Source organism: Deltaproteobacteria bacterium (assembly GCA_016219225.1).
GTDB lineage: Bacteria > Desulfobacterota > RBG-13-43-22 > RBG-13-43-22 > RBG-13-43-22 > RBG-13-43-22.
In genome coordinates this window covers 1-19,070 of record JACRBX010000049.1, presented here as the reverse complement: position 1 = coordinate 19,070, position 19,070 = coordinate 1, and the positions used below count along the sequence as shown (strand labels likewise).

Below are 19,070 nucleotides of genomic sequence, written 5' to 3'. Positions count from 1 at the left end.
GTCCAAAAAATCCGTCGCCTTTTCTCCGGATCAAAGGTCGTCCAAGAAGAATTACGGTTTATCAGGGCCGACGGCTCCCTCCTGTATGGAGAAACCATCGGCGCGGCCCTTTATGATGCCGTGGGCCGACTCTTCGCCGTCACCAACGTAGTCCGTGACATCACCGAGCGCAAAAAAAGAGAAGCACAATTACTTCTCATGGCTTCGGTGATCGAGCAATCTGACAGCAACATCATCCTCACCGATTCCAATGGCACTATTCAATATGCCAATACCTTTTTTGAGCGGACCAGTGGTTATTGTCGTGATGAAATCCTCAGCTTCCACCTGAACACCCTTTTTCAAGAACCGAAAGAAGAAAATATTCCTTCCATCCATAATACTTTTTCTCAAGGGTCCGGTTGGAAAGGCCGAATTAAAGGCAAAAGGAAAAATGGAAGCCTATATGAAACGGATCTAACCATAACGCCTATTCACGACCCAAAGGGGATTATCACCAACTTTGCCTCCTTCAGCCGTGACGTGACCCGTGAATGCGAAATGGAACACTACTTTCGTCAGGTCCAGAAACGAGAGGCTCTGGGGACCCTGGCCGGAGGTATTGCCCATGAATTCAATAATATTTTTGGGGCCATTATTGGATATACCGAGATCGGTCTTTACAAGCTTCCGGAAGGCAGCCGGACCCATGACAATCTGAAACAAGTATTTGCCGTCTGCCTGCGGGCCAGAGATTTGATAAAACAAATTTTGGCCTTCTCCAGCCAAAGCGATCAAGAACGGAGTATCATCCGGATCCATCCTATCCTCCAGGAAGCCCTGAACTTCTTTCGTGCCACCCTTCCTTCGACCATCGCGGTTCGCTATGAGTGTAAAACGGACAAGGATTTTGTCAAGGCGAATTCGAATGAAATTCTTCAAATTGTATTGAATATCTGTAATAACGCCTCCTGGGCCATGAAAGGAAAGCTCGGTTTTTTGGAAATTTTACTTGAAGACAACGTCCCGACCGCCGAAAACGGTCCGCAACTCAGAAGTTTACCGCCCGGTCCTTATTTAAGATTAACCATTCGCGATACCGGGCCGGGGATTGACCAGAAAATCATCGACCGGATTTTTGATCCTTTTTTTACCACCAAGGAGGTCGGAGAGGGCACCGGAATGGGCTTGGCGGTGGTCCAGGGAATTGTTGAAAGCCTGGGAGGGACTACCCGGGTGGAAAGCACACCGGGGGAAGGAACTGCTTTTCGCGTCTATCTCCCTCAAAGCCAGGGTCAGGATCCCATCCCGATCTTTCCAAAACCTCCGCTCCCTGAAAAAGGCAGGATCCTCTTCGTGGAGGATGAGGTTTCTCTGGCTGAACAAGGACATCAGATGTTAAGCCGTCTGGGCTATGATGTGGTTAGCCAGACCAGCAGCCTTGAAGCGTTAAAGGAGTTTCAAGCCAGGCCTGATTATTTTGACCTGGTTATCACCGATCAAACCATGCCCGAGATGACCGGGGTTATGCTGGCCCGTGGGATCCTGGCCGTCCGCCCGGATATTCCGATTATCCTTTCCTCCGAATACTGTGAAGGAATCACCGCCCAAGAGGCCGAGGCAGCAGGCATCAAAGCTTTAGTGATCAAGCCGTTGATCCTGGATGTAATCAGCCGCCTCATCCACAGCTTACTGCCCAAGGAGGCTGCTGGATCTGCGCAATGGGAATGATAAGGTGACCGATAGGACGTATACTATTTCAGACCCTCCTTGATGCCTTCAAGGGAATATCCCCCTGACTCTTTTGGCCTCGGCCACCCGGCCAATGCCGAGGATATAAGCGGCGGTGCGCATGGAGACCTTTTTATCCCGGGCAATGGCATAGACCTCGGCAAAGGCCCGTTTCATGATCTCTTCCAGCCGCTGGTTGACGTCCTTTTCGGACCAGAACAATTTCTGGACGTTCTGAACCCATTCGAAATAGGAAACCGTAACGCCGCCGGCGTTGGCCAGGATGTCGGGGATGATAAACACCCCGTTGCTTTCCAGGATTTCATCGGCCAAAGGGCTGGTGGGACCATTGGCCCCTTCGACAATGACTTTTGCTTTTATATCAGGGGCGTTGGTGCGGTTTATCTGCCCCTCCATGGCGGCCAGGATCAGGACATCGCAGGGCAGGGTCAGGAGTTCCCGGTTGGTTAAGGGTTCACCATCCGGATAGCCCGGCAGGTGCCGTGACTTCTGCTGATGAAGAAGGACTTTGCCCGGGTCCAGGCCGGCCTCGTTGTAGACACCGCCCTCAACGTCCGATACGGCAATCACCTTGATCCCCATCCGGTGAAGGAGTTCGGCCCCATGATAGCCCACGTTCCCGAATCCCTGGACCGCTACCCGGCAGCCAGCCAGGTTCAGGTTGAGAATCTTGGCTGCCTCCTCCAATACGTAAACGCATCCCTGAGAAGTGGCCTTGAGTCTTCCCAGGGAACCGCCGATGGAAATCGGTTTGCCTGTCACCACGCTGTTGCAGGTATAGCCTTTGAAGACGCTATAGGTGTCAACGATCCAGGCCATGACCTGGGGATTGGTGTTCATATCCGGGGCCGGAATATCGATCTCCGGTCCGATGACCGGGGAGATCTCCCAGATATACCTCCGGGTGAGTCGTTCGATTTCTTTGGCGGACATAGCCGAAGGGTCGCAAGTAACCCCCCCCTTGGCCCCTCCGAAAGGGAGGTCCACAACGGCGCATTTCCAGGTCATCCAGCCGGCCAGGGCCCGCACCTCGTCGAGATTGACCAGGGGATGATAGCGGATGCCCCCTTTGGCCGGACCGCGCAGGGTATTATGTTGAACCCGATAGCCGGAGAGCAATTCGATATGCCCGTCATCCATTTGAAGGGGAAACTTGACCGAGAATTCCCGGCGGGGGTGCTTGATTTTTTCCAAGATCCAGGCATCATGGTCCAAATATTGGGCCGCCATATCGAATTGCAGGTTATGCATATCCAGAGGCTTGGTCTCGTCATTACAAGTCTTGTCCATCGTCTATTTTCCCCTTAGAAAAAAAGTTTCAAGTTGCAAGAGGCAAGGTTCGAGATCCGGGAAAAACCCATTTTTATGATTCATGATTCCCTTGGGGGCAGGAATAGGAGCCCAGAAGCATGAAAATATTTTCGCCGACCCCTGACCCCCGGCCCCTGACCCCTGATTCCGAAATCCGAAATCGAAAATCCGAAATGGAACCCTAATCATTAAAGAGTTCCTGGACAAAGGCCGTTGAAAAGTCACCGCTGACGAAGCGGTGATGTTGCAAGAGCCGTAAATTGGTCGGAATGGTCGTTTTCACCCCATCGATCCGGAAGGTGGTCAAGGCCTCGATTAGACGATGGGTCGCCCCGGTACGGGTTTGGTCCCAGGCAATGACCTTGGCCAGCAGGGGGTCATAATAGGGAGGCACCGTCATGGGGGCAGCCAGGGCATGGTCGATTCGCAGGTTACGATTTGCTTCCGGAAGATGCAGGAAGGTAATGGTTCCCGGGGAAGGGAAAAAGGTCTCCGGATCTTCGGCATACACCCGGGCCTCGATGGCGTGGCCTTGCCGGATGATCTCCTCTTGCCGAAAAGGCAGCCTTTCACCGGCGGCAATCTGCAACTGGGATTTAACGATATCGATCCCGGTTAAAAATTCCGTCACCGGATGTTCCACCTGCAAACGGGCATTGATCTCCATAAAATAATAATGACCATCCCCGGAGCGCAACCCTTCGATGGTTCCGGCCCCCTGGTAACCCATACGTAAAATGAGCCGCCTCGTCCAGTCGAAGAGCCGCTGACGATCCTCTTCGCTGACCACCACCGAAGGGGACTCTTCGATAATCTTTTGATGGCGGCGCTGAATGGAACATTCCCGCTCACTGAGGCAAAGGCAGTTCCCGAAATCATCGGCCACAAACTGGACTTCGATATGCCGGGGCTCCTGGACCACCTCTTCAAGATAACATCCCGAATGACCAAAGGCCATCTGGCCGATACTGCAAGCCCTTTTAAAAACCTCTTCGGCCTGATCCTCACTCCGGACGATTTCAATTCCCTTGCCACCGCCGCCCCGATCGAGTTTCAAAAAAATCGGATAGCCGTGCTCACGGCCGTATTGTTGCACATCCCGGGCATCCCGGACCAGGTCCAACGTTCCGGGAATAACCGGCACCTCTACTTCATGGGCCAGATGGCGGCAATAACTTTTTGAGCTGATGGTCCTTAAAACCTTGGGGGAAGGACCGATCCAAACAAGACCGGCCTCGACCACGGCCTCGGCAAAGAGCCCCCTTTCCGACAGAAAACCATAACCGGGATGGATGGCCTCGGCCTTTGATTTTTTAGCCGCTTCGATCAAGGCCTCCATGTTCAGATAGCTTTTAAGGGGATTGGCCGGGCCGATACAAAGGGCTTCGTCAGCCTCCTTAAGATAAGGGGCCTCCCGGTCCGCCTCCGAATAGACGGCCACCGCGGCAATACCCATTTCCCGGCAGGTACGGATAATCCGGCTGACGATTTCTCCCCGGTTGGCGATTAAGAGTTTCTTAAACATGGTTAACCGCCGTTATGGACCTCTAAAACAACCATGGGGATACCGACCTGCATCTCATCCCATTCCTTGACCAGAATTTTTTTAACTGTCCCTTCCAGATTGGATTTCACTGAAATTTCGGTCTTCATGCAGTTGATAACCGCAACCTCCTGTCCCGGAAGGACCTTGTCCCCAACATTGACCACTACCCTGGCAACCATACCGGGCATGATGGCATCGATACTTTTCTCCATAATGAATCCCCTTTATAACTAAAATAGAATTTGGATTTCGGATTTCGGATTTTAGAAGACTCTCCTTCGACATTCATGATTCGATATTCGATATTCAGATTTGTTTTAAGCCAACGATGCCTCGCTTAGCAATTTCTTCCGGTCCCTGCGGGCCTGGGTGGCCTCTTCCTGGGTACAGACCTGGAATTTCATATAGTCCCGTCCCGGCGTACCCTGGCCGACCATCCATAGATCGGCATTGATGACGCTCAGGGCACACATGTAGCCGCCCAGGGTCGGGCCGTCGGCAATCAGGAGAACCGGTGTGTTGCCGCAGATATTTAAAGCCCCCGGCATGGCATAGCCGTGATCCAGGATATTGGAGGGATGGCTTCCTCCCACTCCGCCGTCCGGTCGGGCGAAAAAACTGTCGGGCAAGGCTTCCAGACGGTAAGCGGACCGGTTCGAGGTATGCTGCACCTTAAAGGAATGACTGAAAAGGTAGTCCATTCCTTCTTCGGTGGCATAATCGGGCGAGGTGTTGGGACCGGGGACGGCCCGCAGGATCCATTCCCTGGGATAAACGGGAAGGGCTTCCTTTTTCAATTTTCCTCCCACCAGATCTTTTTTATTCTTGACCGGGCTGCCGAATTGGAGCACATCCCCCGGAGCCAGCTTCCGTCCTTCAAAACCCCCATAACTTCCGAAGATACAGGTTGACTTGCTGCCTAAATAGGGAGGGACATCGATGCCGCCGGACACGGCCAGATAGGAACGAAAGCCATATTCCCCGATATGAGAGAATTTAATGACATCTCCTTCTTTAACTGCCAGGGACTCCCACATGGGCATTGCTTGTCCGTTGATCGTTGGCCCCATATCCGTACCGGCAATGGCTATAACCGTATCCATTCCAAATTGAGCTTCCAAAAAACCTCCGGTAATCTCCAACCCCGCCTCTCCGGGAGGGTTACCGACCAGGATATTGGCCAGGCCCAGGGCAACAGGGTCAAAGGCTCCGGATGGGGCCATGCCCTTGCCAAGGTATCCCAAACGCCCCGGAGCATCTTCTACTAAAGTCTCTATTCCACCATTGAGTATTTTTAACATCGGTTTCCCCTCCTTTAATTAAATTAGGACGCAGGTTTTCGCCGATAAACGCAGATAAACATTCTATATTCAAAATCCTGTCAATCTGCATGATCGGCCCTCTGCCGATCCGAGTTTATCTGCGTCCCAAATTCTTGTACTAAAAAGTTAGAGGCGCGGGGCCTTTTTGACGCCCTCGGCCTGCTTGGCCTTAAGGGCCTTCATGCCCGCCTGAACTTTCTCGCTGTTGTACCAGGCTAAATAGTCCTTAACAACAATTTTTCCCTCATCGATTTTATATTCATAATCCGTTTGGTTATGAACATGGTCATAAATTTCCAAAACCTCCGCTTCCGTCACCTCATGGAAACGGACCCGGTCGGCCGGCTTGTAAAGGAAAGGACCGTTTTGGAAAATGGGGTGTTTCTGGGCGAACTGAAAGGTGGGGATGGTCCGGCCGAAAAGCTGATAGCCGCCGCCGGTCGGTGTGGTGTAAGTAAAAACGCAAGGTCCTCCGATGCCGACCGCCCCCTCCGGAGTCCAGGTTCTGGGGGGATTGTATTTGGGGACCACAATGGCACAACGGGGATCGGTGGGCCAGAGAAAGGCCCCGCCCGGCCAGAAGCCGCCGCCGCTGTTAAACCAATCAGTCCCTAAAAACATCTCCTTAAACTCATACACCGTCACCCCGTTGCACAGGGCGATATACTCGATATTATACCCATCAATAATGTTGGGGGCATCGGGCCGAACCTCTTTGGCATATTTGGCCACGGCCTTTTTGGTTTCCGAATCTTCAAAGGCCATGGGCAAATGGATGAGCCGGGAATGCAAAACCACGTCATCCACGGTAGGCATGGAGTCCTCTGCCTCCTTGATGTGAACCATTAATTCCTTAAGGGAGAGCACTTCAGGATCGAAATGGAATAAATTGGTTCTGAGTCCCGGTACAGTTTCGATCAGCCCTTTGATCTTTTTGTCCTGGATAATATCGTTAACCGCCAGCATGCGAAAGGAGTCCTGCAGAGCGGCCCGCTGGATACGTCCATATTCTACCTGAAGAAAGCCGTCTCCGGCCTGGCGGAACAGCACTTCTAATCTGGATTCCGTTTCTGGCATGGTGTCCAGAATGACTTTGTATTTCTCTTCTCCCATTAGTCTCCTCCCATTACTCTCAGACCTGGCTGACGGCGGCCAGGCCTGCCTCAATGATGTTTAAGCCTTCTTCCAATTGATCATCGGTAATGACCAGGGGCATGAGAGTCCGAATGACATTGCCGAACTTCCCGCAGGTCAATAAGATCAGCCCATGTTCATAACAGTACTTAATCAGGTTTTTAGCGGCCTCCGGAGCCGGTTCTTTGGTTTTCCGATCTTTGACCAGCTCTATGCCCATCATGGCCCCAAGGCCGCGCACATCGCCGATAAGAGGAAACTTCTCCTGCAAATCCAAAAAACGGCTCCGCAGGATCTCTCCGATCCGGGCGGCCCGGGAAGTCAAATCCGTTTCAGTGATAAAATCCAGAACCGCCAGGGCGGCCCGGCAGGAAATGGGATTGCCTCCATAAGTCCCTCCCAGACCCCCCACATGGGAAGCCTCCATCATCTCCGCCCTGCCGGTCACAGCCGCCAGGGGCAGTCCCCCGGCCAGGGACTTGGCCATGATGACGATGTCCGGTTCCACACCATAGTGCTCCATGGCGAAGAGCTTTCCGGTCCGGCAAATGCCGGTCTGAACTTCATCGGCCACCAGGGCAATCCCGTATTTCCTGCAGATCTGATGAATAATTCCGAAATATTCCAGGGGGGGGACCACAAAGCCTCCCTCTCCCAGGACCGGTTCGACCACCACAGCCGCCGTTTCCTCTGCCGCCACATGATCGATAAAAAAATCCTCGAGATAATGGGCGCAGTGCAACCCGCATCCGGGGTAGGTCAATCCAAAGGCACAGCGATAACAATAGGCATAGGGCATCCGGTAAACCTCCGGAGCAAAGGGACCATATCCGAATTTATAAGGTTTCACCTTACTGGTCAAGGTCATGGCCAGCAGGGTCCGGCCGTGGAAGGCCCCTTCAAAGACAATGACCGCCTGTCTTTTGGAGGCATAGCGGGCCACCTTGACGGCATTTTCTACGGCCTCAGCCCCGCTGTTGACAAAAAGAGTTTTTTTAGGAAAGGTCCCCGGGGTCATCTGATTCAACCTCCCGGCCAGTTCCACATAGGGCTCATACATGACGATGTGAAAACAGGTATGGATAAACTTGTCGGCCTGGTCTTTAATGGCGGCCACAACTTTTTCGTTGCAGTGTCCCACATTAACGACCCCGATTCCCCCGGCAAAATCAACATATCGTTTCCCCTCCACATCCCATATCTCCGCCCCTTTGGCCCGGGCGGTAAAATAGGGAGTGACGTTAAAAGGACCCTGAGGGACCTGCACTGATCGCTCGGTCATCAATGATTCATTGTTCCAATTCGTTACCAAGACAAAACCTCCTCTCCTTTCGGAACTTAAAAAATAGGTGCAAGGGTAACCTTCACCTTGTGCTTAATGAAGCCCACAAAAGATGAAGATGTATTTTCCCTAACCTTGTACCCTGAACCTTGCACCTTGTACCCTACGTCCTTTTCTCCGAACTCTAAACTCCGAACTTTCTTTTCCTCAACCTTGTACCCTGCGCCTTACGCCTTGTACCTTTTTCAAAGAGCCGGCGAGGCCAATTCACAACCGGCCTCTTCCAGGGCCTTGCGCACCGCCTGAACAATCTCAACGGCCCCGGGCGTATCGCTGTGAACACAGACCGACGTTCCGAAGATGGAGATATCCGAACCATCTAAGGCTTTAACCCGGCCCTCTCTGACCATGCGGACCACCCGGGCCGCGGTCTCCTTGGAATCATGGGCCTCATGAACCCTGGTAATCACCAGGCCGCCCTGGGCGTCGTAGCCCAGATCGGCGTAAAGCTCAAAGACACAGCGGATTCCCATCTGGGCGGCCAGTTCACCAATCACCCCTTTATGCATCACATAAAGATAGAGAGCCGGATCCAGGTCTTTCACGGCCAGGCAGACGGCCCGGGCGATTTCTTCACGCCGGTGGGCCATCCCGTAAAGGGAACCATGGGGCTTGACATGGTGCAGGCGCATCCCGGCGGCCTCGACAAAGGCCTTCAAGGCACCGGCCTGGTACAGGACAATCTCATAAACCTCATCGGGCGTCAGATTCATTTCCCGGCGTCCGAACCCCTGGAGGTCCGGCAGTCCCGGGTGCGCCCCGATTTGCACCCCCTCCCTTTTGGCCCAGGCCACGGTTTTCCGCATCACCGAAGCATCGCCGGCATGAAAGCCGCAGGCCACGTTGGCGCTGGTGATGAATTGCATAAAGGCTTCATCATTTCCCATTTTATACAGGCCGTAACTTTCACCCATGTCGGCATTCAGATCGATCTTCATGGTTCTTCCCCCTTATCGTAATCGTCCTTTCATGGCCAGGCGAAAATGATCCATGACCACCGCAAAGATAAGCAGCAACCCCATAACCACCATTTGCAGATAGGAGCTGATATTCATCAGGTCCATACCGTTTCGGATTAAAATAATCAGGATGGCCCCGAAGATGGCGCCGATGACCCCACCTTCGCCGCCGCGCAGAGAAACACCCCCGATAACCGCTGCGGCGATCGATTCGAGGGGAAAGGCCGCGCCCAGGTTGGGTTCGCCGGAAGCTACCCGGGCCGTTAACATGACCCCGGTGATCCCGGTCAGGGTCCCGCACAAAACATAGGCCAGAAAGGTGTATTTTCTGATGGCGATTCCGGAGAGACGGGCGGCTTCCACATTACCGCCAATGGCATAAAAATAGCGGCCAATCCGGGTCCGGTTTAATAAAACAGAAATCAAAATGATAACAAGCAGGGCGATGAGTATGGGAACCGGTATTCCGAAGATCTTGCCGATTCCCAACATCCGGTTGAAATAAGAAGGCAGGTTAAAGATGGGCACCCCTTTGGATAGCAGCAAGGCCAGCCCCTGGGCCACGGACATCATGCCGAGGGTCACCACGAAAGGGGAAACCCGGAAGACGGCAATAGTCATCCCGTTAGCCACCCCGATCAGGGTGGCCGTGGCAATCCCGGCCAGTATGCCAGCGATCATGGCCGCGACCGGAGAAGGAAAGGCGACCATGGTCATGGAAGTGACTACGCTGGTTAAGGCGACCGATGCGCCGACCGAAAGATCAAATCCGGCACAAAGGATGGTCAACATCTGCCCGGCCGTTAAAATAGCCAGATAGGTGGCCTGACGGCTCATGGTCAGCATATTGGACAGGGTCATGAATCTTCCTCCCCCTGCCAGACTGAAAAGAATCAGCAGGGCCACCAGGAGAAAAGGCAGAACCCCCACCTTAATGAACAACTGTTTTAAGGTACTCAAGATTTTAATATGCTCCTTTATAAAAACAAGGTTCAAGGTTCAACGTTCAAGGTTCAAAGTTCGAAAATAACCCGCATTAATAACACAGCGGCTCTTTTTTCGTCATTCCCGAATGTCTTTATCGGGAATCCAGCGGTTTTAATTGGTTTTGTCTCGGCTGGATTCCTGCCTTCGCCTTCGCGGGAATGACGTTTTGCGAAGTCATCAATATTCCTCGAAACCTATTGAAACCTATTTTTCAAGCCTCCAGGCGCTCTGCCGCCCTCTGGGGGGAGGGGGAGAGAGGGGCGGCGGCCATCTGGTAACCGAAACAGGCGCTCAGTATATTTTCTTCGGTAGCCTCTGCTCTCGTAAAAATCCTGCTGATGGTGTTGTCGTGCATGACCATCACCCGATGGCACAAATGAATCAGTTCCTGAATCTCCGAAGAAATAAAGATCACCACCGATCCTTTTTCCGCTAATTCTTTTAAAAATTGATAGACTTCGGTTTTGGCCCCCACGTCAATCCCGCAGGTGGCCTCATCGAAGATAAAAATTTTGATATCCCTGGTCAGACCGCGGGCGATCATCACCTTTTGTTGATTCCCTCCACTGAGATAAATAATGGTTTGATCGGGCTCAGGGGGTCTGATTTTCATTTTATCGATCAACTTTTTGACCAGCTTCTCTTCGCGCTTTAATTCGATAAGTCCCCGGCGTTCAAAAAGAGGGACCGAACAAAGGGTCTGATTTTCTTTGATGGAACGACAGAGAACCAGGCCTTCCTTATGCCGGTCCGGCGGCAAGTAAAGAATTCCCCGTTTTAGGGATTCAGCCGGAGATAATTTTTTCAGGACTTGGCCGTCAATGCCTATGGTCCCTTTTTTGATCTCTTCCAATCCGTAAACAGCCCTTCCAACCCTCGATTTGCCGGCCCCCACCAGCCCGGCAATACCCAGGATCTCCCCTTCCCGGACATTAAAGCTGATATGGTGCAGTCCGCTGGCCGAAGAAAGGTTCTCCACGGAGAGGACTACCCGGCCCGGGGTGTTGGTGATTTCCGGAAAAATATCTTCATATTCCCTGCCGGTCATGAGGGAAATAAGCTTTTGCTCGTCGGCCTTGGCCATCTCCAGGGTGGCCACCCGTCTCCCATCCCGTAAAACCGTGATCCGGTCTCCTATCTTCTTGAGTTCGTTGATTCGATGGGAAATATAGATGATGCCCACCCCTTCGCTTTTCAATTTTCGGATAAGGGCGAACAAATGCTCCACTTCTTTATCGGTCAGAGAGGCCGTGGGTTCATCCAGAATCAGGATGGACATCTTTTGCTGAATGGCCTTGGCAATCTCCACCATCTGGGACTCGGCCCGGCGGAGGGTTTCCACCGGGGCCAGAGGATCGATGTTAAACCCCAGCCGGGATAGGGATTCCCTGGCCCGGGAGACCATGGTTTCTTTGTCCAGGAAGCCTCCTTTGACCAATTCCTGTCCCAAAAACATATTTTCCACAACCGTCAATTGGGGGACCAGACTGAACTCCTGATAGACCGTGGAAATCCCTTTAGAACGGGCATCATGAGGGTTTCGAAAAATTACTTTTTCTTCACCCACGAAAAGATCCCCTTCATCAGGGAAATAAGAGCCGGCAATAATCTTGTTAAGTGTTGATTTCCCCGCCCCATTCTCACCGAACAGGACATGTACTTCTCCGGCCCGCAAGAAAAAGTCCACCCGGTCCAGGGCCAGCACCCCCGGAAAACGTTTGGTGATATTTTCGACTCTTAATAAAAGTGGTTTTTCGTCGATCATTATCAATTCTAATACTGTTCAGTCTGAAAAGTTGTCTCTCCCCATCTTAAGAGCGGGGGTTTATTCTTTTGCCAGGTATAGATGCAAGTCTCAAGTTGCAAGTTACAAGAAAAATCCTTACTCCTTAAGCCATTCGACCCGTCGGAACCTAATTCGTAGTACCTCCAGCTTCCTGGAGGCACCACGAATTATGAAAATGGATTCAAGGTCCAAGGTTTGTTCTACTTGAAACTTGCAACTTGAACCCCTATTTTCGTGCTAATGGTTTACTCCGAACTCCGAACTCTAAGCTCCGAACTTTGTTTTCACATTAAGCCTTCAGCCTCGCCGAACGCCGAACGCTGAACGTTTTCTATTTCTTCACTTCCACCTTGAACTCCGGCCGGAAGTCTTTAGGACCGAAGAGCACTTCATAGGGATACTTGTTTATATTGGCCTTGGTTATGGTCGGGATCTGGGGGCCGGAACGGAAGGCGAAATCTTTCCCCGGTTTTTCACCATTTAAGATCCGTACCATCATATCCACGGCCATCTGGCCCTGGGTAACGGTCATATCCGATGGGGCAGCGGTCACTTCCCCTTTTTTAATTTTATCATAAAGGGGAGGAATGATATAGGTGGAGACGATTTTGGTGGTTTTATTTTTCCCGGTTTCCGCCAAAGGACCGACGGCCGCATCGGCCATGACGGCATTACCCACCAGGTAGTCGATCTTGGGGAAAGTCTGCAAGGCATCTTCAACCAATTTTAGCTGGACGTCCTTGCCCGTATCTCCCCATTTCACTGCCAGGATATTTATTTTTCCGGTGAATTTTTTGATCGATTCTTTGAAGCCGTCCAGGGTATCCGGGGCCCATCCGGAACCGGCCGGCCCGGGCAAAAAGACCACGTTGACTTCCTTTTTGCCTTTTGCATCCCCCATCAAAAATTCTCCGGCATGATAGCCCATGTCAAAAAAGGAGACCAGGGCCTTACCCCGAATAGCCGGGGCTTGAATGTCGTTAATAACCTCGATCACGGGAATCCCTTTTTTGGTGATCTCTTCCACCACCGGATCCAGCGCCGTATAGGAAATCGAGGCCAGAATGATTCCATCCACGCCTTGTTGGGCCAGGTTTTCCACCTGGCTGACCTGGTTGGCCAGATCGGTGTAGCCCTCGGCAGCAACCAGATTAATACCAACACCTAATCGTTTAGCCTCGGCAATAATTCCATAGTCTACCGCCAGCCAATAGGGGTCTTTCAGGTGAGGGAAAGAGACACCGATCGTATAAGATTTATTGGCTTTTGGGGGAGGAACCCAGTCTTCCACCTTGGGGCCGGTCATACTTTTCGCCGGCCGCCCGGGGGCCTTGGTCTTCACATCATAAACACCGTAATAGCTGTTCACTTTAACCGGCCACCAGGGTTTTTCAGCCGCTAAACCCATCCCAATGTTCATCACAAAAATCATTCCGAAAATCAGAACACCTAACCCCATCCATTTTTTTACCTTTGCCCTGCTCATACCAACTTCTCCTTTCTTTTCATTGAAAAAAAATTTTATTGCCTTTTTAAAACTGATGACTATGTAAAAACCCGTCATTCCCGCGCAGGCGGGAATCCAGGCCAGGCGTAACCAAATTCTAAACACTGGATTCCCGTTTCCACTGGAATGACGAAATCGGGCTCTTCCGGACTTCCAACTAACTTAGCTTTTTTATTGCTAAGTTAGTTTCTGATACAGCGCCGCAAAGCGGCGTTTCATAGCTTTTTACGAATCCATCAAAACTGACCATCTCGTAAAAAGCTATAGGACGCCCCATAGTGGCGTTGCCTCGTCCCTCTCGCCTGTATTTTCAATTTTCGTATTAAACCCTCATGCCCTAAGGGCACCACGAAGCCTGAAAATGGATTCAACGCCCGACGGACTTTTGCCGAAACCTGACCCCCGAACCCCGATCCCCGATCCCCGATCCCCGATCCCCGATCCCCGATCCCCGATCTAAACCTTGGCATTGATGCCCTGAATATTGGTCCCAATCCCTTTTTCAATCAATTCCAGGATCAATTGGCTGATGTCCGGCAGGGAAAGCGCAAAAACGACCCACTTTCGTCTCTGGTCATCAAGGAGCATGGATTCCCTGGCAATGGGAATATCCTTCCGCTCTAAATACCGACGCACCGTCAGACGGGTATCCCCCTCCCCCGGATCTTCGACTAAAAGATGGGAATACTCTTTTGATAGAACTGCTTCTTTCTGATCCTGCAACCTAAAAACCATTTCTTGATCTCCGAAATAAGACTATTATCAAGAAATGTACCAATCCATTTTTCATCAGGGGAAAAAACGGGTCCTGGCGGCCTAACGGTTTGTTTTCATGAGAATAAAAAATATTGCTGGAATCGCAAAAGTTAGCGGACTGGGGAAGAAAGAGGCCGTTTCTTGATGCATTCCTGCATCAATTAAAAAGGATAAGAAAATTTTTTAAACAAATATAAAGGGTTATAATTGATGCACCTGTTTCAAAAATCGGCATCTCCCGATTTTTTAGAAAAGAAGAGTCTCTGTGCGCTCTGTGCCTCTATGGTGAAAAAGAGTTTTCAAACTAAGCGTTCATGCCCATTTGGGCACCACGAATCATGAAAATACCGCCCGTCGTAGTGGCGGGTTTTAAACCCGCCACTACAGCGCCCCACAGAGGCGCCAAGGACGGTTAAAAAATCTATTTTCGTGTTAAACGGTTACAGATTTTCTTAGCTTCCGGGAAATGGTGGATTGATTGATTCCTAAATGGCGGGCCGCCTCCCTTTGGCTGCCGTACTTTTGAATGGTTTTCTGGATTTCCTCCGCTTCGATCAGGGACAACTTGTGCTGTAGGGAATCTTTTTCCATTTGTGGGGAGGTCTCATTGCTGCCTGCAAAAGAGGCCAGTTCCGAGGGGAGATCTTTTAAAGTGATCCTGGTCCCTTTACTCATGATAATCATGGATTCGACGATATTCTGAAGTTCCCGGATATTTCCCTGGTAAGTGTGCTTGATCAGTTTGTCGATCACCTTCTGATCCAGACTTTTTTTCAGGTCATGCTTCTGGCAGAATTTATTAAGAAAAAAGGTTACCAGATCGATAATGTCCTGGGTACGTCCTTTCAGGGGTGGAATGTGGATAGTGACTACGTTGAGCCGGTAAAATAAATCCTTACGAAACCGCCCCTCCTGAACCTCCTGGCCTAAGTCTCTGTTGGTGGCGGTAATCACACGGATGTCCACCTGCCGCAGGGCGGACCCCCCGACCCGCATAAAACATTTATCTTCCAGAAAGCGCAGTAATTTTACCTGAAGGTGGAGGGGTATCTCCGAAATCTCATCCAGGAACAGGGTGCCCCCGTCGGCCATTTCGGCCAGGCCCATCTTGCCCTTGGCCCCGGCGCCGGTGAAGGCCCCTTTCTCATAACCAAAGAATTCCGACTCAAACAGGGTTTCCACAACGGCGGAACAGTCCACCCGGACAAAGGGTCGATTGTTCCGCTTTGACTTTTGATGGATCAACTTGGCTAAAAAGCCTTTGCCGACCCCTGATTCTCCGGTCAGAAGAACCGTGGAATCGAAGGGGGCCACCTGCAGGGCCTTCTCGTAAACGGACTCCATGACCTTGCTTTTGGAGAAGTAGTAGTTGGATTCCAGCTCCCGGAGCTGCAGATCGGAAAGCTCGTTGCGGTACAATTCAATCAGGGCCTTGCTGTCTTTCAGCTCTTCCCGCATCCGGTCCAATTCCGTGATATCCCGATCGTTGATGATAATAACGTCGATCTCTCCCTTGGAATTAAAAATAGGGCTTCCGGTGGCCAGCACTTTTTTATTCAGTTTGGTGGTTTGGACCAGAGTGACCGTGGTCTTTCGCTTCAAAACCTCCAGGGTCACCGACTTGTTGACGTAACCGGCGGCCATCAAGTCGGCTACGTTTCTTCCTAAGGCCTCCTCAGCCGTGACCCCGGTGATGCGTTCTGCCGCTTTGTTTAACTTGACCACATTCCCGTGTTTATCCATGATCCAGAGACCGTCATAGGAAAATTCCATAATGGCATCCAGCAACTTGGCCATTTGTTTATAGGATTCCAATTCCAGAGCGAATTTGTCATAGGAGAAGACCCCCTGGAAAAAGCTGATAACGGCCCTGATTTTTCCATCCATCCGCAAGGGAAGACGGCTGGTAATATACAGCTTCCCATTGATCGAATCTCGAACGCCTATTTGAGGATGGCCATCCTTAAAAATTTTGAGAATGTCTTTTGAAATCGACTCAGATATGTCTTCCGCTTTCCGCCCGATTAATTCTTCCAGAGGATAATCGAGAAACTTGGCGGCGGAGGGATTGGCATAGATAATTTTGCCGGATGAGGAAATGACGGTGACGGCGTCGGGGAGGATGTCGAAGACGCCCTTGGCGGGGGCTAAAAATTTAGAGAGTTCCTGGGATTCCTGAAATTTCATGGGATTGATTTAGCCTCCCTCCATGGCCCTCTTGGCCCTTTGTCCCCCAAAGGCATGAATGGTCCTGGTGCCGGCGGTATACTCTCCGGCATGGGCGACCCCCTTAGGGATAAAATATTCCTGCCCGGCTTCAACCGGAATTTTCAGGCCGTCCATGATCAGGATATACCTTCCTTGAACTACAATAAAATATTCGTCATAGTCATGGCTGTGTTCTTCGGATACCCCATCCAGGGCACAGGTCCAAAAGGCCATCTGACTGCCGTCGGCCCCGTCAAAAACATATCCTTCGATACCCTTACTGTATTGAGTGGCGGAAGCAATTTTATTTTTGGAATTTTTCATAAATTCCGGAAAATCCTTCATGGGCGCTCCATTCTAACCGATTGGCCGTTTCTTGGGTGGTTCAATCCGAAACGATTTGATCACGGGATAACCATATCCCAGAATTTCATCGATTTCAAGCCCCTTATGATTGCCCCTTATTCTTTGTAAAGATTCTCTACGGTAATCTTTTGAAAATCCGGACTCATCAGACCCGGTATGAGTCCACGGCCGAAAAGCTGTTCCATTTTCGCTGTACCCTTTTCCCAGCGTTCCGATTTTTCCATATTTTGTCTCCTTAAGACTCTGAGAATTTATTTCTTACACTTTTATTGCAACAGGTCTGGCCCAATGCCCTTAACCGCCCAATTTACTTTTGCTTGATAAATGTTCCCCTCTCATATTCCTCGAATGCGATGCGCAGTTCTTCCTGGGTGTTCATGACGATGGGGCCGTACCAGGCGACCGGCTCGCCGATCGGCTTACCCGAGACGAGGATAAAACGGACCGCCCTCTCCTGGGTGGTAATGACCACTTCGTCGCCATCCAGGTAGAGGATGAGATCTTCAGCGTTGCAGGCACACTGCCGCTTCATGTCAAAATAGTTGGCTCCCACAACTTCATGGGCAAAACCGTTCCGTTCCGGGTCGAAATACCCCTCTCCATCCAAGACGTAAGCGAAGACCGTATGACCGCGTTTGATCGGTAGCGTAAAGGTCGTATCCGGCGGCACCGTCACGTCCAGGTAGACAGGATCGACAACGACATCCCGCACCGGCCCCTTCACCCCGCCGACATCACCGCAGATGATCTTGGCTCGGACGTCCCCTTTGAGAATCACCTCCGGGATCTCACCGGCGACGATGCCCCGGTAGCGGGGGTCCATCATCTTGTGGGAGGCGGGGAGATTCGCCCATACCTGGAAGCCCCACATGAGGCCTTCAGCATTCCCCCGCGGCATCTCCTGGTGGATGATGCCGCTGCCTGCGGTCATCCACTGCACATCCCCCGACTCGATGACTCCTTTGTTCCCCATGCTGTCGCCATGCTCCACCCGTCCGTGAATGACGTAGGTGATCGTTTCGATCCCCCGGTGCGGGTGCCAGGGAAACCCTTTCAGGTAATCCGGGGGATAGTTGGAGTGGAAGTCGTCGAGGAGGAGGAAGGGGTCGAACTGAGGAACCTGGGTGTTGCCGAATGCCCGTTTCAGATGGACGCCGGCCCCCTCGATGGTCGGCTTGCTCTTCCAGACTTTGCTGATCATGCGCACGGAATTCATCTTTTCCTCCAATCATAATAAAATTAAGGTTTATGCAAACGTCGGGACCGGTAGGCCGATCTCTGCATCGAGCCACCATCTGCGTCTGACTCAGGGCAAAGAGGACGTGCCCTCCCCAGATCCTTCATCATCCCGGATCGCGTCATAGACACCCTGCCCGCAACGCTGAGAGGTTCCCGATCCCATTTTTTTTAAGTCTACCACTTTCATTTGAACAGGGGAATGGTGTGGGTTCTGTATTTTTACAGAAAAAATACAGCATTTATCAGCAAAAGAGGATAAGTTCGATTTGTTGTAATTTGGGGTCAAACCTTGATTTGTGATTTGAGTTTTTCATATTGACCCCTCATCTCACGATCCACCGCAATCCTGTCGCGAATAACTTTGGCACATCGACTGATGGCCGAATAGGTCAGACCGAAGTAAGCACCGATGGCATCATTAGATAACCGTCCTGTCTGCCAAAGCCAATATACAAGCAAATCGCGCTTGTCTTTCTCGCCAGAGCCAATTCTTTTGACGTTACGAGCATTTTCCAAGTCGAATCCCAAACTCTCTGCCGCTGCCTTCAAGATTGGTTCGGGATCAAAAGTCCTTAACAACCTGTTGCGCTGAGGCAACTCCGCATCTTTCTTATCACCTAAGTAATCCTTTTTGATTTGATCTATAAATTCTTGACCGCCATATATAAGACCATGCTTTACCTCTTCCCAGATGCTCCTGACTTCATTGGAATACTGTTGCACTTCGATCCTATAAGCCTGGTGGCGGTTTTGACCAGAAAATTGGCCCAAAATGGGTTCGGTTTTTAACCATAAAGGCGGTTTCTTTTTATAGGCGTAATAAGGATAGCTACTCCAGGGATAGTCCGCAAGCCTCTCCACAATTCCTGCCCGAAG

General features: G+C 51.3%; 16 protein-coding genes. 1 reads left to right on the top strand and 15 read right to left on the bottom strand.

What is annotated here, in order from left to right:
• Nucleotides 1-1,710, top strand: a 1,710-nt coding sequence (locus HY879_04375) for a PAS domain S-box protein (protein ID MBI5602571.1), incomplete at its 5' end; no start/stop codon positions are given.
• Between the two features lie 48 nt (nucleotides 1,711-1,758).
• Here the strand turns inward: HY879_04375 and HY879_04370 are convergent.
• From HY879_04370 to HY879_04300, 15 genes are all read right to left on the bottom strand, one after another.
• On the bottom strand, nucleotides 1,759-3,021 hold the full coding sequence (locus HY879_04370; protein ID MBI5602570.1) for a Glu/Leu/Phe/Val dehydrogenase: 1,263 nt from the start codon (nucleotides 3,019-3,021) through the stop codon (nucleotides 1,759-1,761).
• A 202-nt stretch (nucleotides 3,022-3,223) separates the two neighbouring features.
• Complete coding sequence (locus HY879_04365) at nucleotides 3,224-4,567, bottom strand: ATP-grasp domain-containing protein (GenBank protein MBI5602569.1); 1,344 nt, start codon at nucleotides 4,565-4,567, stop codon at nucleotides 3,224-3,226.
• Nucleotides 4,568-4,569: 2 nt separating this feature from the next.
• Nucleotides 4,570-4,800, bottom strand: coding sequence for an acetyl-CoA carboxylase biotin carboxyl carrier protein subunit (locus HY879_04360; GenBank protein ID MBI5602568.1), 231 nt, complete (start codon nucleotides 4,798-4,800; stop codon nucleotides 4,570-4,572).
• Between the two features lie 105 nt (nucleotides 4,801-4,905).
• Nucleotides 4,906-5,889, bottom strand: a complete 984-nt coding sequence (locus HY879_04355; GenBank protein ID MBI5602567.1) for a biotin-dependent carboxyltransferase — start codon at nucleotides 5,887-5,889, stop codon at nucleotides 4,906-4,908.
• 147 nt (nucleotides 5,890-6,036) lie between these two features.
• On the bottom strand, nucleotides 6,037-7,023 hold the full coding sequence (locus tag HY879_04350; GenBank protein MBI5602566.1) for a carboxyltransferase domain-containing protein: 987 nt from the start codon (nucleotides 7,021-7,023) through the stop codon (nucleotides 6,037-6,039).
• A 19-nt stretch (nucleotides 7,024-7,042) separates the two neighbouring features.
• Entirely contained in the window at nucleotides 7,043-8,326 is a 1,284-nt protein-coding gene (gene gabT / locus HY879_04345; protein ID MBI5602565.1) for a 4-aminobutyrate--2-oxoglutarate transaminase, read from the bottom strand.
• A 245-nt stretch (nucleotides 8,327-8,571) separates the two neighbouring features.
• On the bottom strand, nucleotides 8,572-9,324 hold the full coding sequence (locus HY879_04340) for a LamB/YcsF family protein (GenBank protein ID MBI5602564.1): 753 nt from the start codon (nucleotides 9,322-9,324) through the stop codon (nucleotides 8,572-8,574).
• A 12-nt stretch (nucleotides 9,325-9,336) separates the two neighbouring features.
• The gene (locus tag HY879_04335; GenBank protein MBI5602563.1) at nucleotides 9,337-10,305 is read right to left on the bottom strand and encodes an ABC transporter permease; all 969 of its coding nucleotides are present in this window, start codon (nucleotides 10,303-10,305) and stop codon (nucleotides 9,337-9,339) included.
• A 238-nt stretch (nucleotides 10,306-10,543) separates the two neighbouring features.
• The gene (locus HY879_04330; GenBank protein MBI5602562.1) at nucleotides 10,544-12,097 is read right to left on the bottom strand and encodes a sugar ABC transporter ATP-binding protein; all 1,554 of its coding nucleotides are present in this window, start codon (nucleotides 12,095-12,097) and stop codon (nucleotides 10,544-10,546) included.
• A gap of 352 nt (nucleotides 12,098-12,449) precedes the next feature.
• The gene (torT, locus tag HY879_04325) at nucleotides 12,450-13,604 is read right to left on the bottom strand and encodes a TMAO reductase system periplasmic protein TorT (GenBank protein MBI5602561.1); all 1,155 of its coding nucleotides are present in this window, start codon (nucleotides 13,602-13,604) and stop codon (nucleotides 12,450-12,452) included.
• A gap of 477 nt (nucleotides 13,605-14,081) precedes the next feature.
• The gene (locus tag HY879_04320) at nucleotides 14,082-14,360 is read right to left on the bottom strand and encodes a hypothetical protein (protein MBI5602560.1); all 279 of its coding nucleotides are present in this window, start codon (nucleotides 14,358-14,360) and stop codon (nucleotides 14,082-14,084) included.
• 453 nt (nucleotides 14,361-14,813) lie between these two features.
• On the bottom strand, nucleotides 14,814-16,568 hold the full coding sequence (locus tag HY879_04315; protein MBI5602559.1) for a sigma 54-interacting transcriptional regulator: 1,755 nt from the start codon (nucleotides 16,566-16,568) through the stop codon (nucleotides 14,814-14,816).
• A gap of 9 nt (nucleotides 16,569-16,577) precedes the next feature.
• Nucleotides 16,578-16,934: a cupin domain-containing protein gene (locus tag HY879_04310; GenBank protein ID MBI5602558.1), complete on the bottom strand. Its 357-nt coding sequence runs from the start codon at nucleotides 16,932-16,934 to the stop codon at nucleotides 16,578-16,580.
• Nucleotides 16,935-17,262: 328 nt separating this feature from the next.
• Nucleotides 17,263-18,171, bottom strand: coding sequence for a pirin family protein (locus tag HY879_04305; protein ID MBI5602557.1), 909 nt, complete (start codon nucleotides 18,169-18,171; stop codon nucleotides 17,263-17,265).
• A gap of 305 nt (nucleotides 18,172-18,476) precedes the next feature.
• A partial coding sequence (locus tag HY879_04300; GenBank protein ID MBI5602556.1) for a hypothetical protein occupies nucleotides 18,477-19,070 on the bottom strand: 594 nt, incomplete at its 5' end.

Bases quoted from the DNA above. Each gene is read 5' to 3' on its own strand.
- HY879_04315 (MBI5602559.1), bottom strand. From the start codon at position 16,568: ATGAAATTTCAGGAATCCCAGGAACTCTCTAAATTTTTAGCCCCCGCC.
- gabT (MBI5602565.1), bottom strand. From the start codon at position 8,326: ATGACCGAGCGATCAGTGCAGGTCCCTCAGGGTCCTTTTAACGTCACT.
- HY879_04350 (MBI5602566.1), bottom strand. From the start codon at position 7,023: ATGGGAGAAGAGAAATACAAAGTCATTCTGGACACCATGCCAGAAACG.
- HY879_04330 (MBI5602562.1), bottom strand. From the start codon at position 12,097: ATGATCGACGAAAAACCACTTTTATTAAGAGTCGAAAATATCACCAAA.
- HY879_04310 (MBI5602558.1), bottom strand. From the start codon at position 16,934: ATGAAGGATTTTCCGGAATTTATGAAAAATTCCAAAAATAAAATTGCT.
- HY879_04355 (MBI5602567.1), bottom strand. From the start codon at position 5,889: ATGTTAAAAATACTCAATGGTGGAATAGAGACTTTAGTAGAAGATGCT.
- HY879_04305 (MBI5602557.1), bottom strand. From the start codon at position 18,171: ATGAATTCCGTGCGCATGATCAGCAAAGTCTGGAAGAGCAAGCCGACC.
- HY879_04370 (MBI5602570.1), bottom strand. From the start codon at position 3,021: ATGGACAAGACTTGTAATGACGAGACCAAGCCTCTGGATATGCATAAC.
- HY879_04320 (MBI5602560.1), bottom strand. From the start codon at position 14,360: ATGGTTTTTAGGTTGCAGGATCAGAAAGAAGCAGTTCTATCAAAAGAG.
- HY879_04340 (MBI5602564.1), bottom strand. From the start codon at position 9,324: ATGAAGATCGATCTGAATGCCGACATGGGTGAAAGTTACGGCCTGTAT.
- HY879_04360 (MBI5602568.1), bottom strand. From the start codon at position 4,800: ATGGAGAAAAGTATCGATGCCATCATGCCCGGTATGGTTGCCAGGGTA.
- HY879_04365 (MBI5602569.1), bottom strand. From the start codon at position 4,567: ATGTTTAAGAAACTCTTAATCGCCAACCGGGGAGAAATCGTCAGCCGG.
- torT (MBI5602561.1), bottom strand. From the start codon at position 13,604: ATGAGCAGGGCAAAGGTAAAAAAATGGATGGGGTTAGGTGTTCTGATT.